At 58.5% G+C, this 17,997-nt stretch carries 15 protein-coding genes; 1 reads left to right on the forward strand and 14 read right to left on the reverse strand.

The annotated features are described in order from the left end of the window. Positions 1 to 50 precede the first annotated feature (50 nt). Positions 51 to 1,604 (reverse strand): hypothetical protein, encoded by a 1,554-nt coding sequence (locus GCT19_RS01420; protein ID WP_152850814.1) that lies wholly within the window; start codon positions 1,602 to 1,604, stop codon positions 51 to 53. Between the two features lie 95 nt (positions 1,605 to 1,699). Beyond that, a complete protein-coding gene (locus tag GCT19_RS01425; protein ID WP_018431754.1) occupies positions 1,700 to 3,265 on the reverse strand; it encodes a methyl-accepting chemotaxis protein in 1,566 nt (521 codons plus the stop codon). 249 nt (positions 3,266 to 3,514) lie between these two features. Here GCT19_RS01425 and GCT19_RS01430 point away from each other — a divergent pair, with 249 nt between their 5' ends. Next, positions 3,515 to 4,615 carry an MraY family glycosyltransferase gene (locus GCT19_RS01430; RefSeq protein WP_018431755.1) on the forward strand — a complete coding sequence of 367 codons (1,101 nt, stop codon included), beginning with the start codon at positions 3,515 to 3,517 and terminating at the stop codon, positions 4,613 to 4,615. Between the two features lie 214 nt (positions 4,616 to 4,829). On the opposite strand, the gene GCT19_RS01435 is transcribed toward GCT19_RS01430, so the two are convergent. The 12 genes from GCT19_RS01435 to GCT19_RS01490 all read right to left on the reverse strand — a co-directional run bounded on the left by GCT19_RS01435 (position 4,830) and on the right by GCT19_RS01490 (position 17,759). Then, positions 4,830 to 5,087 (reverse strand): hypothetical protein, encoded by a 258-nt coding sequence (locus GCT19_RS01435; protein WP_152850815.1) that lies wholly within the window; start codon positions 5,085 to 5,087, stop codon positions 4,830 to 4,832. Further along, a complete protein-coding gene (locus tag GCT19_RS01440; RefSeq protein ID WP_227749156.1) occupies positions 5,068 to 5,535 on the reverse strand; it encodes a DUF2778 domain-containing protein in 468 nt (155 codons plus the stop codon). The genes GCT19_RS01435 and GCT19_RS01440 overlap by 20 nt, the downstream gene beginning before the upstream one ends. Before the next feature lie 173 nt (positions 5,536 to 5,708). After that, positions 5,709 to 5,960 carry a hypothetical protein gene (locus GCT19_RS44775; protein WP_018431757.1) on the reverse strand — a complete coding sequence of 84 codons (252 nt, stop codon included), beginning with the start codon at positions 5,958 to 5,960 and terminating at the stop codon, positions 5,709 to 5,711. Further along, positions 5,941 to 6,459 (reverse strand): DUF2778 domain-containing protein, encoded by a 519-nt coding sequence (locus GCT19_RS01450; protein ID WP_152850816.1) that lies wholly within the window; start codon positions 6,457 to 6,459, stop codon positions 5,941 to 5,943. The genes GCT19_RS44775 and GCT19_RS01450 overlap by 20 nt, the downstream gene beginning before the upstream one ends. Positions 6,460 to 6,815: 356 nt before the next feature. Further along, positions 6,816 to 7,070 (reverse strand): hypothetical protein, encoded by a 255-nt coding sequence (locus tag GCT19_RS01455; RefSeq protein ID WP_152850817.1) that lies wholly within the window; start codon positions 7,068 to 7,070, stop codon positions 6,816 to 6,818. Beyond that, positions 7,051 to 7,569, reverse strand: coding sequence for a DUF2778 domain-containing protein (locus GCT19_RS01460; RefSeq protein ID WP_152850818.1), 519 nt, complete (start codon positions 7,567 to 7,569; stop codon positions 7,051 to 7,053). Before GCT19_RS01460 ends, GCT19_RS01455 begins: the two co-directional genes overlap by 20 nt. A 453-nt stretch (positions 7,570 to 8,022) precedes the next feature. Next, positions 8,023 to 9,903 (reverse strand): polysaccharide biosynthesis protein, encoded by a 1,881-nt coding sequence (locus GCT19_RS01465; RefSeq protein ID WP_152850819.1) that lies wholly within the window; start codon positions 9,901 to 9,903, stop codon positions 8,023 to 8,025. A gap of 11 nt (positions 9,904 to 9,914) precedes the next feature. Beyond that, on the reverse strand, positions 9,915 to 10,937 hold the full coding sequence (locus GCT19_RS01470; protein WP_152850820.1) for an MraY family glycosyltransferase: 1,023 nt from the start codon (positions 10,935 to 10,937) through the stop codon (positions 9,915 to 9,917). A gap of 209 nt (positions 10,938 to 11,146) precedes the next feature. Then, on the reverse strand, positions 11,147 to 12,370 hold the full coding sequence (locus GCT19_RS01475) for a glycosyltransferase family 4 protein (protein ID WP_152850821.1): 1,224 nt from the start codon (positions 12,368 to 12,370) through the stop codon (positions 11,147 to 11,149). Positions 12,371 to 12,856: 486 nt separating this feature from the next. Next, positions 12,857 to 13,987, reverse strand: coding sequence for an FkbM family methyltransferase (locus GCT19_RS01480; protein WP_193727359.1), 1,131 nt, complete (start codon positions 13,985 to 13,987; stop codon positions 12,857 to 12,859). A gap of 306 nt (positions 13,988 to 14,293) precedes the next feature. Next, positions 14,294 to 15,664: a class I SAM-dependent methyltransferase gene (locus GCT19_RS01485; RefSeq protein ID WP_152850823.1), complete on the reverse strand. Its 1,371-nt coding sequence runs from the start codon at positions 15,662 to 15,664 to the stop codon at positions 14,294 to 14,296. A 718-nt stretch (positions 15,665 to 16,382) separates the two neighbouring features. Beyond that, on the reverse strand, positions 16,383 to 17,759 hold the full coding sequence (locus GCT19_RS01490; RefSeq protein ID WP_152850824.1) for a class I SAM-dependent methyltransferase: 1,377 nt from the start codon (positions 17,757 to 17,759) through the stop codon (positions 16,383 to 16,385). Between the last annotated feature and the right edge of the window lie 238 nt (positions 17,760 to 17,997).

Below are 17,997 nucleotides of genomic sequence, written 5' to 3' on the forward strand. Positions count from 1 at the left end.
AAGACGGCGGCGGCATTCGCATAGCGCGGATGCCGCCGCCGTTTGCTCGCCTACTGCGCGAATTCGCGCGGATAAAAATACAAACCGGCGACGTTCACCGCACCGGCCATTCCTTCCTTCGGCACCGCCGACACCAGAAAACGCCGGTGGGCGCCTCGCATTTCGTCAGGCGTGCAGCGCGCCGCTCGGCTGAACACGAGCTGCCAGTTTTGCGCGATGCAAAACGGTACGCTGCCCTGACGTTTCGCATACGCTTCGATGCCCACCACAATCGGCCACAGCCGCTCCCAATCCGCGGACCCATCGAGGTCGAAAACCGCCACGCCGCCCCCCGCTTCAAGATTGCGGATAGTCGAATAAGCAGCGGGAATTCGCGGATCGTCGTACTGGGAAACGTTTTCAGGCGGCTGATGAATCCGGACCGCCGTGAAAGCCGCCACGATCACACAAACGATCACGGCAACGGGCAGCGTCGCAACCGTCACATTGTCGAGGAAACGCTTGACCAGCAACGTCAGCGCCAGAGCAGGAACGACGTAGTAGAAGATTCCGACATAGGTCAGCGAAAGATCGTCGACTCCGAATACGGCATAAAACACAAAGGCGACTGTTGCACTGGCTAGCGCCAGCGACAATGCCCGCTCAGGCGCGACGCGGCTTTCATTGTCGCGCGCAGGGTCGTTCGTCACGAGCACGGCACAAGCCGCCGCGCCCAGCAGAATGCCGAACAGTCCATTACTCCAGAAAAGACCGGCAAAGCGCGCCGCGTCCACTAAACGATTGGCTGGGTGGGCACGGCTAAAAGCGGCATATTCAGCGAGCGGTCCGGGAAAATGAAGGATCGTCTGGATCGCGAGAGGAATCAGGAAAAGCACCACGATCGCCAATGCAACCGCGATCGTTCGAACATTGCCCGCGAGGAAATGCCGGCTCAACACCCAGGTTTCATTGGAACCCGATCCGACGGAAATCCAGGTATTCGCTATCAGCGCGCACGCCAGCATCACGGCCGTCATACCAAGAAAAGAAGCATGACCGTTTAGCAGGAATCCAAGGCTTACGGCAAGCAGGAGAAGCCCGTCTGCGCGTCCCATGATCAATGCGGCTACGGACACCGTGAACGCCGCAAAAGCAAAATAGTAGAGATGCGGGAACCAGGGACCCGCAAAGGCCTGAAAGTTGAGGTAAGCGGTGACACCGACGAATATAGCCGTGGTGACGACGGCTGCCGCGGTGGCTCCTCTCGTCGCCTGTTGCATCCTGATCAAGAGCGTCCCGATTGCCGCGATCCAGAAACCGGAAAGCAGCGCAACCACAAGGATCTGACCGGAAAACGGCGACGCGACCGCGTGCGTCAGGTCGAAAAATACGATCTCGCCCGCTGCCAGCGCGTAAAGAAGCGCAGGACCAGGATGATTGAACCCCACGCGCGAGTAATGTCCGACGAGCAGCTTCAGATGCTTCGCGTCGTCGATCAGCAACGAGTTAGCCGCAAAGTCTCCGACCTCGTGCAGTTGCGCGGACGCAAAGGTCTGACCGAATACGATAATGAACAGCCAGACACAGAGCGCCGAAATAACAAACGCTGCCAACCTTTTGAGCATCGAACACCTGTTTTCGTTTTGTCGAACCAGATGGAAAACAGGATTCTAAGGTAGCTGTCGGCGCGCTATGACGTCGACAGTCACGCATTTCTTCGCTAGGCCGCCGCCCCCGACTCTTCAAGCCGGAACACGGCAATGGCTTCCTTCAGAATCACGGCCTGCTCCTCCAGCGACTTCGCCGCGGCGGCCGCCTGCTCGACGAGCGCCGCGTTGTGCTGCGTGACCTCGTCGATCTGCGACACCGCCTTGTTGACCTGCTCGATACCGTCGCTCTGTTCGAGCGCCGACGCCTCGATCTCGCTCATCACGCCGGTCACGCGCTCGACGGCCTTCATCGCTTCCTGAATCGTCTTCTGCGCATCCGACACCAGCGACGCCCCTTCCTCGACCTTCGCCGCCGACTCGCCGATCAGCTCCTTGATCTCCTTGGCCGCCGCGCCCGAGCGCTGCGCGAGGCTGCGCACTTCCGAGGCGACCACCGCGAAGCCGCGTCCCTGCTCGCCCGCGCGGGCCGCTTCGACGGCCGCGTTCAGCGCGAGGATGTTGGTCTGGAACGCGATCCCCTCGATCATGCCGATGATCTCGGTGACCTTGCGCGACGAATCGCTGATGCCGTCCATCGTCTCCGTCACGCGCGACACCACCTTGCCGCCGCGCGTGACCGTATCGAGCGCGCCGTGCGCGAGGCGGTTCGCCTGCTTCGCGTTGTCGGCGTTCTGCTTCACGGTCGCCGACAGCTGCTCCATGCTCGCCGCGGTCTCCTGCAGCGCGGCCGCCTGCTGCTCGGTACGCGCCGACAGATCGGCATTGCCCGACGCGATCTCGTTCGCGCCCTGCGTGATCGCGCTGGTGCTGCCGCGCACTTTGCCGACCGTTTCGACGAGGCCGTCGCGCATCCGCGTCAGCGCACCGAGCAGCTGACCCATCTCGTTGCGCGATTTCACCTTGATCGCGACGCTCAGGTCACCGGCCGCGATGCGCTCGAAATGCTTGACCGTCGCGTTGACCGGCTTGATCAGCGCCGACGACAACGCGACGCGCGCGCCCACGGCGATCACGAGTGCGATCACCGCGATCGCGCCGAACAGCACTGTCGCGAGCTGGAAGCGTCGCGCGCCGGTCGCCGCCTGCTCATGCTGATTGTCCATCTGCGCTTTTTCGAGCGCGTCGATCGCTTTCGAGTAAGACGCGTACAGGCTATTCGCGGTATCGCCCTGGATGGTACGGAAGGTGTTGAAGTCGAAGTCGGTCAGTGCCTTGAATTCCGGTTCGACCGCCTTGTCGACGAGCGCCGCGCGCGCCTCGCCGACGCTGTGCGCGAGCTTGCGCTCGGCGTCGCTCGCGAACGGGCCGGCCATGTAGTTGCGGAAATCGTTGTTCGATTCGAGCAGCACCTTGTGCGCGGCCGGCAGCAGATCGTCGGTCTGCTTGCCGACGCTGAACAACGTCTGATAGGTGCCCAACGCAAGCTGTACCTGCAGGAGCTTCTCCGAACTCGCCTTCAGATGCGACAGCGCGGCCTCGCTGCGCTGCGTGTCGGCGAGGCTGTCGTTGGCGAGCTTTAGCGCGCCGTATCCGACAGCGATTACTGTCAGCAGGAAGGCGACGAATACGCTGATCACGAGCGTCAGTCCGCCGCGAATTGTGATGTTGTTTAGCATTGGGTCTCCGGAACGCCTTTGTTGCGCGCGACTGACACTTCGTCGCATCCAGGTTTACGGTTGCGGCGCGCGTGCGGCGCATAGGGGAAATCCATGAGAAGCCAGCGCTGACGGGCCTTTGCAGGCCGCTTCGATCTCGCTATCTGGGATATTTCCACTGGCGCGCATGAAAGCTTTGCGTCCCTGCCGCGCGCCGGCCGCCGTGCGTTTCGTTTGTATAATTCCGCGTCTTCGCTCAGGCCCATTTTCATGCTTAGTTTTGCGCTCGGCTTTCTCGTCTCTCTGCTGATCACGCTGTTGATCGTGCGCTATGCGCATCTGCATGAAAAGTTCTCGACCGATACCGATCTGGCCGGCGTGCAGAAATTCCATGTGCGTCCCGTGCCGCGTATCGGCGGGACCGGGATTCTGCTCGGGCTGCTCGCCTCCGCGGTGCAGTTGCATCGCGCGTATCCGGCCGTGTCGGGCAGCATTCTCTGGCTGATCGCGTGCGGCACGCCGGCGTTCGGCTCGGGGCTCGTCGAAGATCTGACCAAGCGCGTGTCGCCACTCACGCGCCTCGTCTGCACGATGGCGGCCGCCGCGCTCGCCTGGTTCTTTCTCGACATCGCGGTCACGCGCATCAGCGTGCCGCCGCTCGACTTTCTGCTGTCATATGCGGCGATCTCGTTCGTGGTCACGGTGCTCGCGGTCGCGGCCCTCGCCAACGCGATCAATATCATCGACGGCTTCAACGGCCTCGCGTCGATGGTGGCGTTCATGATGTTCGCGTCGCTCGCGTATGTGGCGTTCCAGGTGCACGACCCGGTCGTGCTGTCGGCGTCGTTCATGATGATGGGCGCGGTGCTCGGCTTCTTCATCTGGAACTTCCCTGCCGGGCTGATTTTTCTCGGCGACGGTGGCGCGTACTTCATCGGCTTCATGCTCGCCGAGCTGTCGATCCTGCTCGTGATGCGCAATCGCGACGTGTCCGCGTGGTATCCGGTGCTGCTTTTCATGTACCCGATCTTCGAGACCTGTTTCTCCATCTACCGCAAGAAGTTCATTCGCGGCATGTCGCCGGGCATTCCGGACGGCGTGCATCTGCATATGCTGGTCTACAAGCGGCTGATGCGCTGGGCGGTCGGCGCGCGCACCGCGCGCGAGCTGACGCGCCGCAACTCGCTGACGTCGCCGTACCTGTGGCTGCTGTGCCTGATCGCGGTCGTGCCGGCGACGCTGTTCTGGCGGCACACGCTGCATCTGTTCTGCTTCGTTGTCGTTTTTGCGGCGACTTATGTGTGGCTTTACGTGAGCATCGTGCGGTTCAAGTCGCCGAGGTGGATGGTGGTGAGGAAGGGGAAGCGGTAAGTGGAAACGACAAAGGCGCCCGAGGGCGCCTTTTTATTGGTCGAAATAGCCTTAGCCGCATCGAAAGTGGCTCATATGTAGCATGGGTATCGGCCGAAAATTCGAATTCCGTTTACTCGGCTCGAAATGTAGCAATAGAACCCCCTCGTCACCGACATCCCTCGAAATTCATTAATGCACGGGAAAAATAAAACCCCGTCGCCGACGCTTTCGTCTACTTCGTGCGATACCACCGCCATAGCTTCATGATCGCCACATACGCCAGCACCGCCGCGATCAGTTCGATAGTCAGCCAGACCGCAATGTACAAATCTTCAGGATCGCGAATACCAAGCGCTTGCGATGTGTACAACCATGCGCGCATTTCTACCTGTGACCATTCATAGTGAAGCGGGCGCACAAAAACGAATGACAGAAGGAACAGGCCTAAGAACAGCACAACCTTAGACCCTTTACGGGCAGGTGTTGCCATACGTGATGACCTCGATTGTTCCGTACGCGCGAAGCCCCGGACGGCCGGTGAGAATCGTACTGGTGTTCAACAGCGAGTTCCGGATGACCAGAAAATCAGCACGGCTCGGCAGCGTGATGCAGCCGAGTGAAGCACCTTCACCGCCTGCCGGATGCAACCGGAAATGCCCGCGCTTGACACCATTGACCCATGTAAAGTCATCAATGCTGCCGTCATCCCGATACAGGGCGAACCATTCATTGTGATTCGTTGGGCTGCCCCATGCGGCATTCCACGTATCCTTCGCCAAGGCAAGGGCTTGTGAACCGAGCCCGCCAGTGGGTTGGTCTACGATCCAATACTTACCGGCGGGGCCCACTGGCGCGCTACAGGACGACTGCGGATTTGCCACCTCTCTCGCCTGGGCAAACAAAGCGCGCCTCAGGGGCGCGCAAAACAGTTGCATCATGAGAATGCCAACCGAGCCGCAACCTCAGCGGGAATGACATACCGGGTGGCGACGGTTCAATGCTAGGTGTATGTGCCGGGCGCAGGCTTCAGAGAACTCCGAAAAGCAGGGGCATGTGCGAATGTCGTCAACTCTCCTCGGCAAAAAAGCCCCGTCGCCAGGGCTTTCGTCCACTACGTGCGAGACCACCGCCATAGCTTCATGATCATCACATACGCCAGCGTCGCTGCTAGCAGTTCGATAGTCATCCATACCCCGATATACAGGTTTTCGGGGTCGCGGACACCGAGCCAATCCGAAGCCCCCCACCATGCTCGCGCTTCACCTTCTGTCCACGGATCGGATATCCGGACATAACGAAATGAAAGAAGAAACAACCCAATAAACAGCGCGATCTTGAAGAGCCTACGGACAAGTGTTGCCATATGTGATGACCTCAATTGTTCCATAGGCTCGAAGCCCCGAATTGCCGGCAGGGATCGTCATGGTGTGCAGCAGTGAGTTGCGGATTCTCAGGAAGTCCGTACGGCTCGGCAAGGTAATGCAGCCAAGCGAAATACCCCGACCACCTGCCGGATGCAACCGGAACTGGCCACGCTTGACGCCGTTGACCCATGTCCAGTCATCAATCACACCATCGTCACGATATAGCGCGAACCATTCACTGTGATCGGTCGGACTCCCATCATAGGCACTAAACGCATCTTTTATCCACGCTAATGCCCTGGAGCCAACACCGCCAGCGGGACGCGCGACGATCCAGTATTTACCGGTGGGAATCGGCCCCTTGTCGGGCACCGCCGTGCAGCCGCCCCGATTGCGGTATTGCCGGTCGCCCGAGTAAGCGTCGAACGTGCCGATGCCAGAAATGATCAGCGGTGATAGTGGCTCGTTATTCACGAGAAATTTGCCGGTGTAGGCCATGTGTCACGCCTCCTGATTGCGCTGGCCGTAGGTCATTGCGTCCTGCATAGGTTCCTCCCGTTGGTGAGCCTTGACCGCAAGCACGCGTGCAACTGGCGCTAATGGTCGAGTCCGGATTTGCCGCCTCAATTGCCTGGACAAAAAAAGCGCGCCTCGAGGGCGCGCAAAACATTTGCATCACAGATAAAAGAGCCAACAGAGCCGCCACCTCAGCGGGCTGACATACCAGGCGGCGACGGTTCAATGCTAGGTGTATGTGCCGGGCGCAGGCTTCAGACGACTCCGAAAAGCCGGGGCTTGCGCGATGGCCCTCAACTCTGATGGGCAAAAAAGAGACTCGTCGCCGGAGCCTTCGCCTACTTCGTGCGATACCACCGCCATAGCTTCACGATCGCAACATACGCCAGCACCGCCACGATCAGTTCGACGGTCACCCAGAACACGAAATAGAAGTCCCTAGGGTCCTGCACACCGAGCCACTCGGAAACCGCCCAATATGCGTTCGACTCGCTTTCTGTCCACACATTATTTGGCGGGACATAGCGAACCGACAGCAGGAACAACGAAATGAATAGCCCAATCTTGAACAGCCTACGGACAAGTGTTGCCATGCGTGATGACCTCGATTGTTCCATAGGCGCGAAGCCCCGAATTGCCAGCAGGGATCGTCATAGTGTGCAGCAGTGAGTTGCGGATTCTCAGGAAATCCGTACGGCTCGGCAGGGTAATACAACCAAGTGATACGCCGTCACCGCCTGCCGGATGTAGCCGGAAATGCCCGCGCTTGACACCATTGACCCATGTAAAGTCATCAATGCTCCCGTCCTCCCGATACAGCGCGAACCATTCAACGTGATATGTCGGCTTTCCCCGGAAGGCATTCCATTCATCTGCCAACCACGCCTGAGCCTGTGAACGGATGCCGCCAGTCCGACGGTCAACGATCCAGTATTTACCGGCGGGAATCGGCCCCTTGCCAGGCACCGCCGTGCAGCCGCCCCGATTGCGGTATTGCCGGTCGCCCGAATAAGCGTCGAACGTGCCGATGCCAGAAATGATGAGCGGTGATAGTGGCTCGTTATTCACGAGAAATTTGCCGGTGTAGGCCATGTGTCACGCCTCCTGATTGCGCTGGCCGTAGGTCATTGCGTCCTGCATAGGTTCCTCCCGTTGGTGAGCCTTGACCGCAAGCACGCGTGCAACTGGCGCCCTACAAGTCGATTCCGGATTTGCCGCCTCAATTGCCTGGACAAAAAAGCGCGCCTCGAGGGCGCGCAAAGCATTTGCATCACAGATAAAAGAGCCAACAGAGCCGACACCTCAGCGGGCTGACATACCAGGCGGCGACGGTTCAATGCTAGGTGTATGTGCCGGGCACACGCTTCAGACAACTCCGAAAGCGCGGTCGTGCGCGATGGTCGTCTACTCTGATGGGCAAAAAATAAAAAAGCCCCAGCAGGTCTGCAGGGGCTCATATCGATCAACATCCACCAGCCAATTTCAACGGCTCGAATGACCTACCTTCTGGGGCGACTACTCCGACGACCCGCGGCAGCGCAACGCCTACGACACCCGCGTCGCCGGCGCCACACTACGCAGCGTCGTCGCCGTAGCCGGCAGATACTCCGGCACCCAGCGCCGCAGATCGCGCCGCACTTCATCGTCGGCAGGCACGCGATGCTGCATCAGCCACGGCAGCAGGTTGTCGATCAGGCTGTCCGGCACCTCGCGCGCCTGCGCGATGCGCAGCTTCGGATGCGGCGTGCGCGTGGTGGTTTCGTCGTCGGCGAGCAGTTCCTCGTAGAGCTTCTCGCCAGGCCGCAAACCCGTGAACACGACACGAATCTGCTCTTCGGTGAAGCCGTACAGGCGGATCAGATCGTGCGCGAGATCGGCGATACGCACCGGCTTGCCCATGTCGAGAATGAAAATCTCGCCGCCGCGCCCCATGCTCGACGCCTGCAACACGAGTTGCGACGCCTCCGGAATTGTCATGAAGAAACGCGTGATTTCCGGATGCGTGACCGTCACGGGTCCGCCGCGTGCGATCTGCTCCTGGAACTTCGGAATCACGCTGCCCGCGCTGCCGAGCACGTTGCCGAAACGCACGATTTCGAACTGCGTGCGCCGCGCGCCCTGCTGCTGCAGCGCCGAGCACGCCATCTCCGCGAGCCGCTTGCTCGCGCCCATCACGTTGGTCGGGTTGACGGCCTTGTCGGTCGAGATCAGCACGAAATGCGCGACGTCGTGGCGGATCGCCGCGCGCGCGACGCGGTACGTGCCGAGCACGTTGTTGCGCACCGCCTGCCACGTGTTGACCTCTTCCATCAACGGCACGTGCTTGTAGGCTGCCGCATGAAACACGATGTGCGGACAGTAGCGCGCCATCACCTGATCGAGCAGCAGCGAGTCCTTCACGTCGCCGACGAGCGGTACCACCGACACTTCCGGATATTTGTCGCGCAACTCTTCGTTCAGGCGATAGATCGAGAACTCGGAGATGTCGAACGCGACCAGTTGCACCGGACCGAAGCGCAGGATCTGCCGGCACAGCTCCGAGCCGATCGAGCCGCCCGCGCCCGTCACCATCACGACGCGGTTTTTCAGCAGCGCGGCGACGTGCTCGGTGTCGATCGTCACCGGATCGCGGCCGAGCAGGTCTTCGAGATCGATCTGCCGCACGCGCGACAGGAACGCCTGGCCTTGCGTGAGCGGCGTGAGCGCGGGCAGCGTCATCGCGCGTACGCCGGCGCGCACGCACAGCGTGGCGATGCGCCGATGCGCTTCCACCGACGCCGACGGCACCGCGATGATCACGTGCTCGACCTTTAGCTCCGTGCAGATTTTCTGCAGATCGCTGATCGCACCCACCACGCGATAGCCGTAGATTTCACGGCCCTGTTTGATCGGATCGTCGTCGAGCAGACCGACGAGGCGCCATTGGCCCGAGCGCTTCAGCTCGCGCACGAGGTTCGCGCCGGCATTGCCCGCGCCGAGCACGAGCACCGGCTTGCCCTGACCAACCAGCCCGCCGTAGCGATAGAACTCCTTGGCCGCCCGATACAGCGCGCGTGAGCCGCCCATGGTCAGGAACAGCAGCATCGGCGACACGATCAGCACCGAGCGCGGCACGACCGGCGCGGGCTGCAAAAGCGCCGAGCCGATCACGACGACGAGCGCGCCGACGCCGATCGCCTTGGCGATCCGCACGAGATCGGGCAGGCTCGCGAACACCCACATGCCGCGATAAAGGCCGTAGCTGCGAAACATCACCGCGTAGATCAGCAGCACCCACACGAGTGCATGCAGCCCGCTCGACCAGAACGGCGCGGGCACCGGTCCGTTGAACCGGATCACATAGGCCAGCATCCAGGCCATGGCCACCGCGCACAGGTCGAACGCAAACGCACTGAACGAAAGCCATCTGGCTTTGAAGCTTTTCATTGCGCAGAACCTCAGATTGGCCCGGAACGGGACACATGGCGCCGCCAGCGGCGATCAATACACAGCCCTGCTATCACCAGCACGGCAGCCCATGCGACGACAACCAGCCATTGATACAGAAGAGCGAATTGTAGCGCCCAGATAGCAAGCATTATGCCCGCCGCCATGAACAAGTACCAAATCCACGCGGTCGATGCATGCCCCAAACCCGACTGCACCAGTCTTTGATAGTAGTGTTCACGATGCGCCTGCCAAAATTTTTCACCGCGCAGCAGGCGCTTGAGCAGCGTGACCGACGCGTCACCGATGAATGGCGCGAAGCATAGCGCCGGAAACCACACCGGCCACACGCCCTCGCGCCAGCCCCAATAGCCGAGCGCGCCGGCCAGAAAGCCGAGCGGGATCGAGCCGGCATCACCGAGAAAGATGCGCGCTGGGTGAAAGTTGAACAGCAGAAAGCCCGCGGCCGCGCCCGCGACGATCAGGCTCGCCGTGGCGAGCGCAGGGTCCGCGTGCCTCGACAGCGAGGCCGCCACTGCGTAGCCGCCGAAACCGAACAGCGCCATGCCGCCCGCCAGGCCGTCCGAGCCATCCATAAAGTTGTAGAGATTGACGAGCCACACCAGTAGCACCGCCATGCATGCGAGCGCCCACCAGGGCACGTCGGCCGGATAGACGGCGATCAGCGCCGCCACCGCCGCCGCATGGCCGCCGAAGCGCACGCGCGCTGGCAGGCCGCGTCGATCGTCGATCTGCGAGAGCGCCGCGAGCAGCGCCGCGGCAAGCGCCGCCAGCCACAGCGACGGCGCCGCGAGCACGATCAGCAGCACCGCGACCGGCACGATGCCCCAGCCGCCGACGCGCGGCGTCGGGCGCGTGTGCAGCGAGCGGTCGTTGGGCATGTCGGTGGCGAGCCGCCACGCGAGGCCGGTGCGCAAGAGCGTCCACAGGATCGCGGCGCAGGCGGCAAGTGCGGCGACGGCCCACACGAGCAGATGGAACAACGGGCAAGTGGTGAGTGCAGCGACTGGCATCGTCGAGGAATCGAGTGTTTACGGAGAGTTCTTGAGAATCGGTCAGTGACGAATGCGTTCAGACGCAATTTGTTTCCGATGCGTACCGTTGATTACGTAGTGCCATCGCAGGCTGTTTTTCTAACCAGGTTCGAGGTCACGCGGCGGATACTAACAGACGCTCGCGGAAGGACGCCGTCGAGCCGCAAGTCGCCGGCAAGTCGGTCGACCTAGACGCCGGCGTAGTGCTGGATGGCGTCAAGTGCGCGCTCCGCTGACGCAGTCCACGAAAAAGTCCGGGCATGCGCGATTGCATGCCGATGAAGCGAATCGCGGAAGGTCTCATCGGTCAGCGCGAGTCGCATCTTGTCCGCGATCGAATCAGCCGAATGTGGATCGAACAGTGCATCGGCGCGCCCAATAACCTCGGGCAGACTGCTAGTGTTCGATCCGATAGATGGTGCGCCGCATGCCATAGCTTCGAGAGCCGGAAGACCGAAGCCCTCATAGAGTGACGGGAAAATATTAATTCGGCAGAGGTTATACAGAGCAATGAGATCGCACTCAGGCACATACCCCGTCAGGATCAAATCCGACTCCGACACGCCGCATTTGCTAGCAAGGCTGTACAGCGCATCACGTTCGTGCTGACGCACATTGCTGGCGATCACGAGCTGCTGCCCGCCGCGCGGGAGACGGGCGAATGCGTCGAAAAGGTTTCCGAAGTTCTTGCGCGGATCGAAGCCTCCTGGCACGTACAGCACGAATGGTGTACCCGTTTGGATTCCGTAGCGTGCAAGGATGACATCAGGTTCGGCTATGTCAACTGGGCGGAAATCCGCGTCAATGCCCGCTGAGATATTGACGATCTTGGATACATCGATGCCGAGATGCTCCACCGCGTCGCGCTTTGAATGTTCCGATATGGACAACAGAAGGTCCGCCTCACGCAAGGACCGAATCTTGCCGTCGTAGTAGCGCTGGAACTGGTCATTGGTGATGTAAATGTCGCTCAATACGTACGGAATGATGTCGTAAAGGGTGACAGCCGTCGGAACTCGGCTTGAGCCGCGTCCGACGGACACTACCGCATCGTCAACCGATCCTTCGAAAAGGCTCGAAACATGCACGAAGTCCGGATTGAGGGATGCGATAAAGTCCTCGCGCGCTATCTCTGCTGCGCGTAGCCGGCTCTCATTCTCCGAGACGGTTCCCTGCACTGCACCGTGGGCCACGTGGAACGCTCGAAACTGGGATGCTTTACAGACGGACGAGAAGTCGCGTATCAGCCCTGGAATCGTTTCTGGAAATCTGTCGCTGGTGACCAAAATTATTTCATGTCCGCGGTTCGTCGCTTGCCGGGTCATCTCAATAGCAAGGGATTTGCAATACCTTCCAACACCGCGAAATCTGCTGTCATTCTGCGCGGCTTGAAGATCAATGACGATACGCATCGTTGTCTTACCTAGCTCTGGTTAGGGCGGAAGTATATCCGGTACGGCACCATGTGTAATTTTTGCCCATCTGGTAAAGATGTTTCGCGCTGGGATAAGTCGCGCATGCGAGCGCCGCTGCCTCTGGCGCGGCGGACCATGTCCAGGGTCATTGCGGACCGGCTCCAGGCGAGTTGACACAGGCAATCTGACGGGTCTCACATATGACCCGGTGTGCGGCCAGAGAGTGGCCACGACAAGGTCCGTCAGCCCGCGTCGTTTGACGCAATGACCAGCGCGGCCCATGGGGTGACCAAAAGTAAGTCGTCGACTCTCGTTGAGTTTGGACAACGCGTAAGTGACCAACAGCTACTATGCCGAGCTGTTTCGCTCGGTGGGGCATTTTAACAAAGGCGTGGAGCCGTTTGACGTGGCGACTCGCAGTGGTCGACAGTTATAACTTAGCATCCCATACCGAGCGATTAACACTTCTCCGAGCGCTGAAGTTTATTTTTGCAGAAGTCGCCGGACTATGCGATTCAAAGGAGATTTTTGGAGGCGTGTCAGCTCGTCCCGAAGTGCCGTATTATCGGCTTCCAGCTTCCACACCAGATGATCCTTTTCTTTAATCACATTCTCAAGCGCCCAACTCCGATATTCCGCGACACGAAGGCGAATTGCTTGTTCATCCACCACGTAGTCTTCGCGAGCGACAAGATCGGTGTTTACCCAGACTTGCGTCCCGTCTACATAGGTGTGCGCCTCAAGTGAACCACCATTTGTCGTATGAAACTTGCACGGTTTCTCATACAGAACATGCCATCCGCGATCATATAGAAGGTCAAATAGGTTACCCTCGATTTTTCGGCTGTGCGTTGCAATAAGCAAAAAACGGACCTTCTTTCGAATTGCCTCAATCGACGCCTTGATTGACTTGTATTCGAAACCCTGAATATCAATGTGCATGAAATCGACAGTGTCCAGGTTGCGGATCACATAGTCGATCGTGTAAGCATTGACGGTCCGCGCGTTGACATTACATCCTCGATAATCAATCGTCCCACCATCAGTTATCGGCGCAGCTCCCCAATCATGGATATTCTTAGAGCCGAACGAAAGAGTACCGTTCGAATCAGAAATCGCGCCGTGGTAAACGGTTGTCGATACGCTTTCTCGCGAATCGCGTCCCGGTTCAAGCGGCTCAGGAAGCGAATTGTCGGCGAGATGAGTGCGAAGGAGTGCGTGTCGATCGAGATCAGCCTCGACAGCAACCAGCCGAATATTTCCCATACCTCTCTTTTGCGCTGACTTAGCGCTGAAAGCGAGCCAAGGGCCATAACCGGCACCTAGTTCCACAGCAGTGAACGTGCCTTTCGCGGCTTTCACGGCCTTGATTGCAGCGAGATACTCGATCGCCTCCGCGTGAACACCGTCGTCTGGGAACGGAATTGAACCAACGGAAGAATCCAGCGTCCCGGAAGGCAGTCCAAAGTAAGAGAGCCGAGTTTTGACGCCGGACCAGTCTGTATAAAATCCCTGGCTAGGTTGAGCTAGCGGATCTGCAAACTCGTCCAATATATGAAGCTCAAGTGGGTTAATACCCAAGTAGATTTGATTGTCGTTGAGCTTTTCTTGCATTGCTCGGTCCATCCGCTTCCCTCCAAGTTTTGTGAGGATAGGCAAGACCCTATTGGATTGTACGCCCCCGAAGTCACTGCCAGCGCGATACGCCGCCGCCAACAGGTTGAGTTCAGCGACACCATCGCCCACGCCCTTTACCCGCCCAATGCATCCGCTCTTTGTCCGCGATCGGGCGTGCGTGGAACTTCAACATCCGTCACGCCCGGAAGCCCGCCGCGTCCTGGAAGTAGTACCTATCAAGTCAAGCATCCGAATGTGCAGTTGAACCCAAGCAATCGGTTCCCCCAATGCCGACAGAGTCGGTTATCGCGGCACGATCGTTATTGATCTGATGCCGATCCCGATGCGACGGGGGTCTTCGATGCCGAGGGCAGGCAGATCTTTGGGACGGCAGGGATGAGGAATCAAAATCTCGAGTTCATCGGCTTCGACATTGTCGAAATGAAATAAATACGACGCTCCGTCTTCAATCGGTCGCAACTTTTGAGCGATCCTTTTTCCTCCGGCCCGCACCTTGAGGCTTTTCCTGACGTTCGGACCAAAAACGCTTGCGAGCTCCAGCTTGAGCGCAAAGTCGCGCGGCAGCGGCTCCGAAAACTCCAGCTTCACGATTTCGCCAATGCTCCACCGTCCCCAAGCTTCTGCTATCGATAGTCCCGAAAAGCCGGAGATAAAAATAGGCATCGCGTCGATAGATAGGTCAATGCGATCCTGGAGGGCTGCCGGATAACGATTTCCGTTATCAATTGTTCGATTGACGTTGTTGCTACGCTTCTGGCCAATGACGATTTGGGAAAGAGGCAAGCCGTCTTCACAGCTGAACGTTTCCATGGAAAGCGAGAAATCGTCGAAGAGGCGTTTGATATAGGCGCGCGTAAATCCTAGTTCGAGCCACCCCCAGCGGCGCATTGCACGCAAGGATTCGCCGTCCAGGCGCGGCCCCCAGGGATATGGAAGGAGAGCGTTTTCTGCTTCGAAGACAGGTTCCGCAGCCAGTATGATCTTTGCGTCAGGCTCCAAATGACAATTGAGTAATTCGCGCAAACAGTCCCGATGGTCGATGACGTGATGAAACGACTCGAAGAAGATTACGGCATCATATTTGTAGTTGCTAGTCTTTGAGACGAGCCATTGGTCCAGAGTCTGCGCAACGACATTTGGCGGCTCAGGATAGTGCCTCGTTGCATCCCGAACGATGCTGCATTGCAACTCGTTCGGGTCGAGGGAATCGACCCGATACCCCATGCGCGAGAGATTCGTCGTCAGTGAGCCCACGCCACAGCCAACTTCCAGAATACGGGCACTCGGCGGCAATTCAGCAACCTTGATGAGAAACCCGTACGCGATCAGGAATGTCCCCACAGTCCGTGCTGATTTGGTTCCCCACGGATAGGGCCAATCGCGTTCGTGGTCCGCACTGAGGTTTGCATCAGGTAACCCTTCCAGATGAGCATCATGTGTCCGACCAATGATTTCCTCGTGTACCAGCTTTACCTGGGCAATATAAGAATCAGTAACAGGATCGAGGCGTTTCATTTCAGAGAGATCGCCATTGAGCGAGATCGAAAACGTCGCTAAGCGCTGAACAAGGTCGGCATTGTCCTGCGCATCATGCTCCACCTCGGCGAGCATGCGATCCAATTCAGCGAATTCGGGCTGGTTAAAGAAGGTCATCGGTGCTCTCTCTCCTATGGGTTACGTGGCGTGGACAGCGGTAAAACTGCACCATCCAGCAGACCGCCCGGTAGTTCCACGGCGCGCGGCTCGCTCGGCATCCCAAGCCGGGTTGCTGTCTCTGCCTCGGTCAGACTCGACCGAACGTCGTTCTCGGAAATCCTGCGAGTCGACAATCTCTCATCGCAAAATCATATGCGGTACCGAATCGAACCAGAAAGCAATAGTCCTGTTTTTTCCTCGTGAACGCGCAGCAAACGATTCTGCAGCAACATGTCGCATGGCCATGTTCTGGGTCCTCCATTGAGGAAGCCGGTTCCACAATTGCATTTCCTTTGCCCCAACGGACAGTCAACCACACGAATGAACCGGAACAGATGCAAACATACTTCAGGAGCGGAAAGCGAAGCCCCGGCTTCGTGCGCTCGACGCATATCACCTTGCAGCAGACAAGTTGGGGGGACGAAGTCGGGTAATTCATGTGCTCGCCTGCTTCGACAACGCTCCGACTCGATCATGGAGAGTCTCCACAATACCGAACCATACCCCGCACCATCGCACCCAATGGAAACGAAATGCCGATCGATGCTGTCGCCGCCAGTTGTGGATCTTTTACTTACCCGCCGAGGGCGCCATTTCCATGGATTTAGAAAATGTGCGGTGCTTATGGCTATGTCTGCACTCTCCGACCTTAGGGAACCGTTCCTTGCGCCCCGGTCTAGAGTTCGCGGAATGAAATTGAGCGAATTGCGATCCCGATCTGACGAGCGTCCTCATTGCATAGCTCAGGGATGTCCTTGGGCCTAGTCGGGTGAGGGATCTGCAGCGTCATGATCTTCGTCTTTATGTCACGAAATTTGAACGAATAGGTCTTCCTGTCCTCAACAGTTCTGAGAATCTCGGCCTGAGACTTCTGGTCAACGGTCACCGTGAGGTGCTTGCCGACGTTTGGCCCAAAGACGTCATTGAGTTCGAGCACAATTTCCACTCTTGATGGCAACTGCTCGTTAAACACCAGATCAACGCGAGGCCCGACCGTCCATCGCCCGCCGCCTTCCGTAATCGATAGGCCTGAGGCCCATTTGAGGAACATCGGGAATCCCTCTACAGTGAGGTCAAATCCCTCTTCCAAGGTAGCCTCGTGACGGCGCGATTGCGCTGTAAGTAGAACTTCGTAATATGGCCGCCGAATTCGACGCGAGCCAACGACGATTCGCGATAACGGAAGGGCCGACTCCGCTTCGAAATGCTTGTATTGCATGCCCACCCGCGCGAGCAAGTGTTGCAAATACCTTCTTGTAAACCCGAGTTCAAGCCGCCCCCATTTGCGCATCGAGCGCAGTGATGCGCCATCCAGACGAGGCCCCCAAGGATACGGGAGCAGCTCGGAAGTGCTCGGAAAAATTGACTCTGCGGCAATGATGATTTTGGCGTTATCTTCAATGTGCCCGTCTCGCGTAAGCTTCTCGAGACAAGACTTGTGATCCATGATACGGTGGAACGATTCAAAAAAAATCACTGCGTCGTATTTATAGCTTTTTTGGCGTTTATCGATCCAGTCGTTAAGCGTCGACGCGATGACATTCGGCACGAATGGCAGATCCCTGGTCGTGGCGACGACCGAATCGCATTGCGCGAAGCTCGGGTCCAGCGCGTCGACTCGATATCCCATACGCGCCAGATTCCAGGTCAGCGAACCCGTACCGCAACCCACTTCGAGGATGCGTCCGTGACGCGGGATGTCTGCAACCTGGATCAGGAACCCGCATGCGATAAGCATCGCAGCAACCGACTTCGGATGTCGGGCATCCCATGGATACGGCCCCGAACTTTCACCTTCATGGTTCGACTGACGCGTGGCTTGCGGCTCCATAGTATGCATTTGACCCACGATCTCTTCGTGCACTTGGCGAATTTTCGTCAGGTACTCGTCGGAGAAGGGATCCATCTCGTTCAGCGTACGAAGTTCGCCGGCAGCTCTGATCGAAATCCTCGCCAAGCGGTCCTGCAAGTTGACGTCACGAGTGGCTCCGTTCTCGATGGAGGCCAGAATCTCGTCGATTTCTTTCAGTTCTCCCTGGTCGAAAATTGCCATAGAATCCTCGGAAAGTTAATGGACCGTTGCCTGGTCGGCATCCCGGCGCGGCCTGAAATAAGCCAGCGGAATACTCAATGGCGGAGCACGAAAGGTAGTTTTCGCGGTCAATCAAGCTGCATATGTGCTATCGAAAAGTTCGTCTCGCAACCTTACCTCAAAAGGTGTGTTCATGGTTCGCAGTCGAAACCGTTGGGGATATTTACGCTCGCCAATATATCTATCCGCATTCATTGTC

Source organism: Paraburkholderia atlantica, assembly GCF_009362785.1.
Lineage (GTDB): Bacteria > Pseudomonadota > Gammaproteobacteria > Burkholderiales > Burkholderiaceae > Paraburkholderia > Paraburkholderia atlantica.

What these genes read in the sequence shown, in the direction of transcription:
- GCT19_RS01420 (WP_152850814.1), bottom strand. Translation starts at nt 1,604, where the DNA reads ATGCTCAAAAGGTTGGCAGCGTTTGTTATTTCGGCGCTCTGTGTCTGG.
- GCT19_RS01425 (WP_018431754.1), bottom strand. Translation starts at nt 3,265, where the DNA reads ATGCTAAACAACATCACAATTCGCGGCGGACTGACGCTCGTGATCAGC.
- GCT19_RS01430 (WP_018431755.1), top strand. Translation starts at nt 3,515, where the DNA reads ATGCTTAGTTTTGCGCTCGGCTTTCTCGTCTCTCTGCTGATCACGCTG.
- GCT19_RS01435 (WP_152850815.1), bottom strand. Translation starts at nt 5,087, where the DNA reads ATGGCAACACCTGCCCGTAAAGGGTCTAAGGTTGTGCTGTTCTTAGGC.
- GCT19_RS01440 (WP_227749156.1), bottom strand. Translation starts at nt 5,535, where the DNA reads ATGATGCAACTGTTTTGCGCGCCCCTGAGGCGCGCTTTGTTTGCCCAG.
- GCT19_RS44775 (WP_018431757.1), bottom strand. Translation starts at nt 5,960, where the DNA reads ATGGCAACACTTGTCCGTAGGCTCTTCAAGATCGCGCTGTTTATTGGG.
- GCT19_RS01450 (WP_152850816.1), bottom strand. Translation starts at nt 6,459, where the DNA reads ATGGCCTACACCGGCAAATTTCTCGTGAATAACGAGCCACTATCACCG.
- GCT19_RS01455 (WP_152850817.1), bottom strand. Translation starts at nt 7,070, where the DNA reads ATGGCAACACTTGTCCGTAGGCTGTTCAAGATTGGGCTATTCATTTCG.
- GCT19_RS01460 (WP_152850818.1), bottom strand. Translation starts at nt 7,569, where the DNA reads ATGGCCTACACCGGCAAATTTCTCGTGAATAACGAGCCACTATCACCG.
- GCT19_RS01465 (WP_152850819.1), bottom strand. Translation starts at nt 9,903, where the DNA reads ATGAAAAGCTTCAAAGCCAGATGGCTTTCGTTCAGTGCGTTTGCGTTC.
- GCT19_RS01470 (WP_152850820.1), bottom strand. Translation starts at nt 10,937, where the DNA reads ATGCCAGTCGCTGCACTCACCACTTGCCCGTTGTTCCATCTGCTCGTG.
- GCT19_RS01475 (WP_152850821.1), bottom strand. Translation starts at nt 12,370, where the DNA reads ATGCGTATCGTCATTGATCTTCAAGCCGCGCAGAATGACAGCAGATTT.
- GCT19_RS01480 (WP_193727359.1), bottom strand. Translation starts at nt 13,987, where the DNA reads ATGCAAGAAAAGCTCAACGACAATCAAATCTACTTGGGTATTAACCCA.
- GCT19_RS01485 (WP_152850823.1), bottom strand. Translation starts at nt 15,664, where the DNA reads ATGACCTTCTTTAACCAGCCCGAATTCGCTGAATTGGATCGCATGCTC.
- GCT19_RS01490 (WP_152850824.1), bottom strand. Translation starts at nt 17,759, where the DNA reads ATGGCAATTTTCGACCAGGGAGAACTGAAAGAAATCGACGAGATTCTG.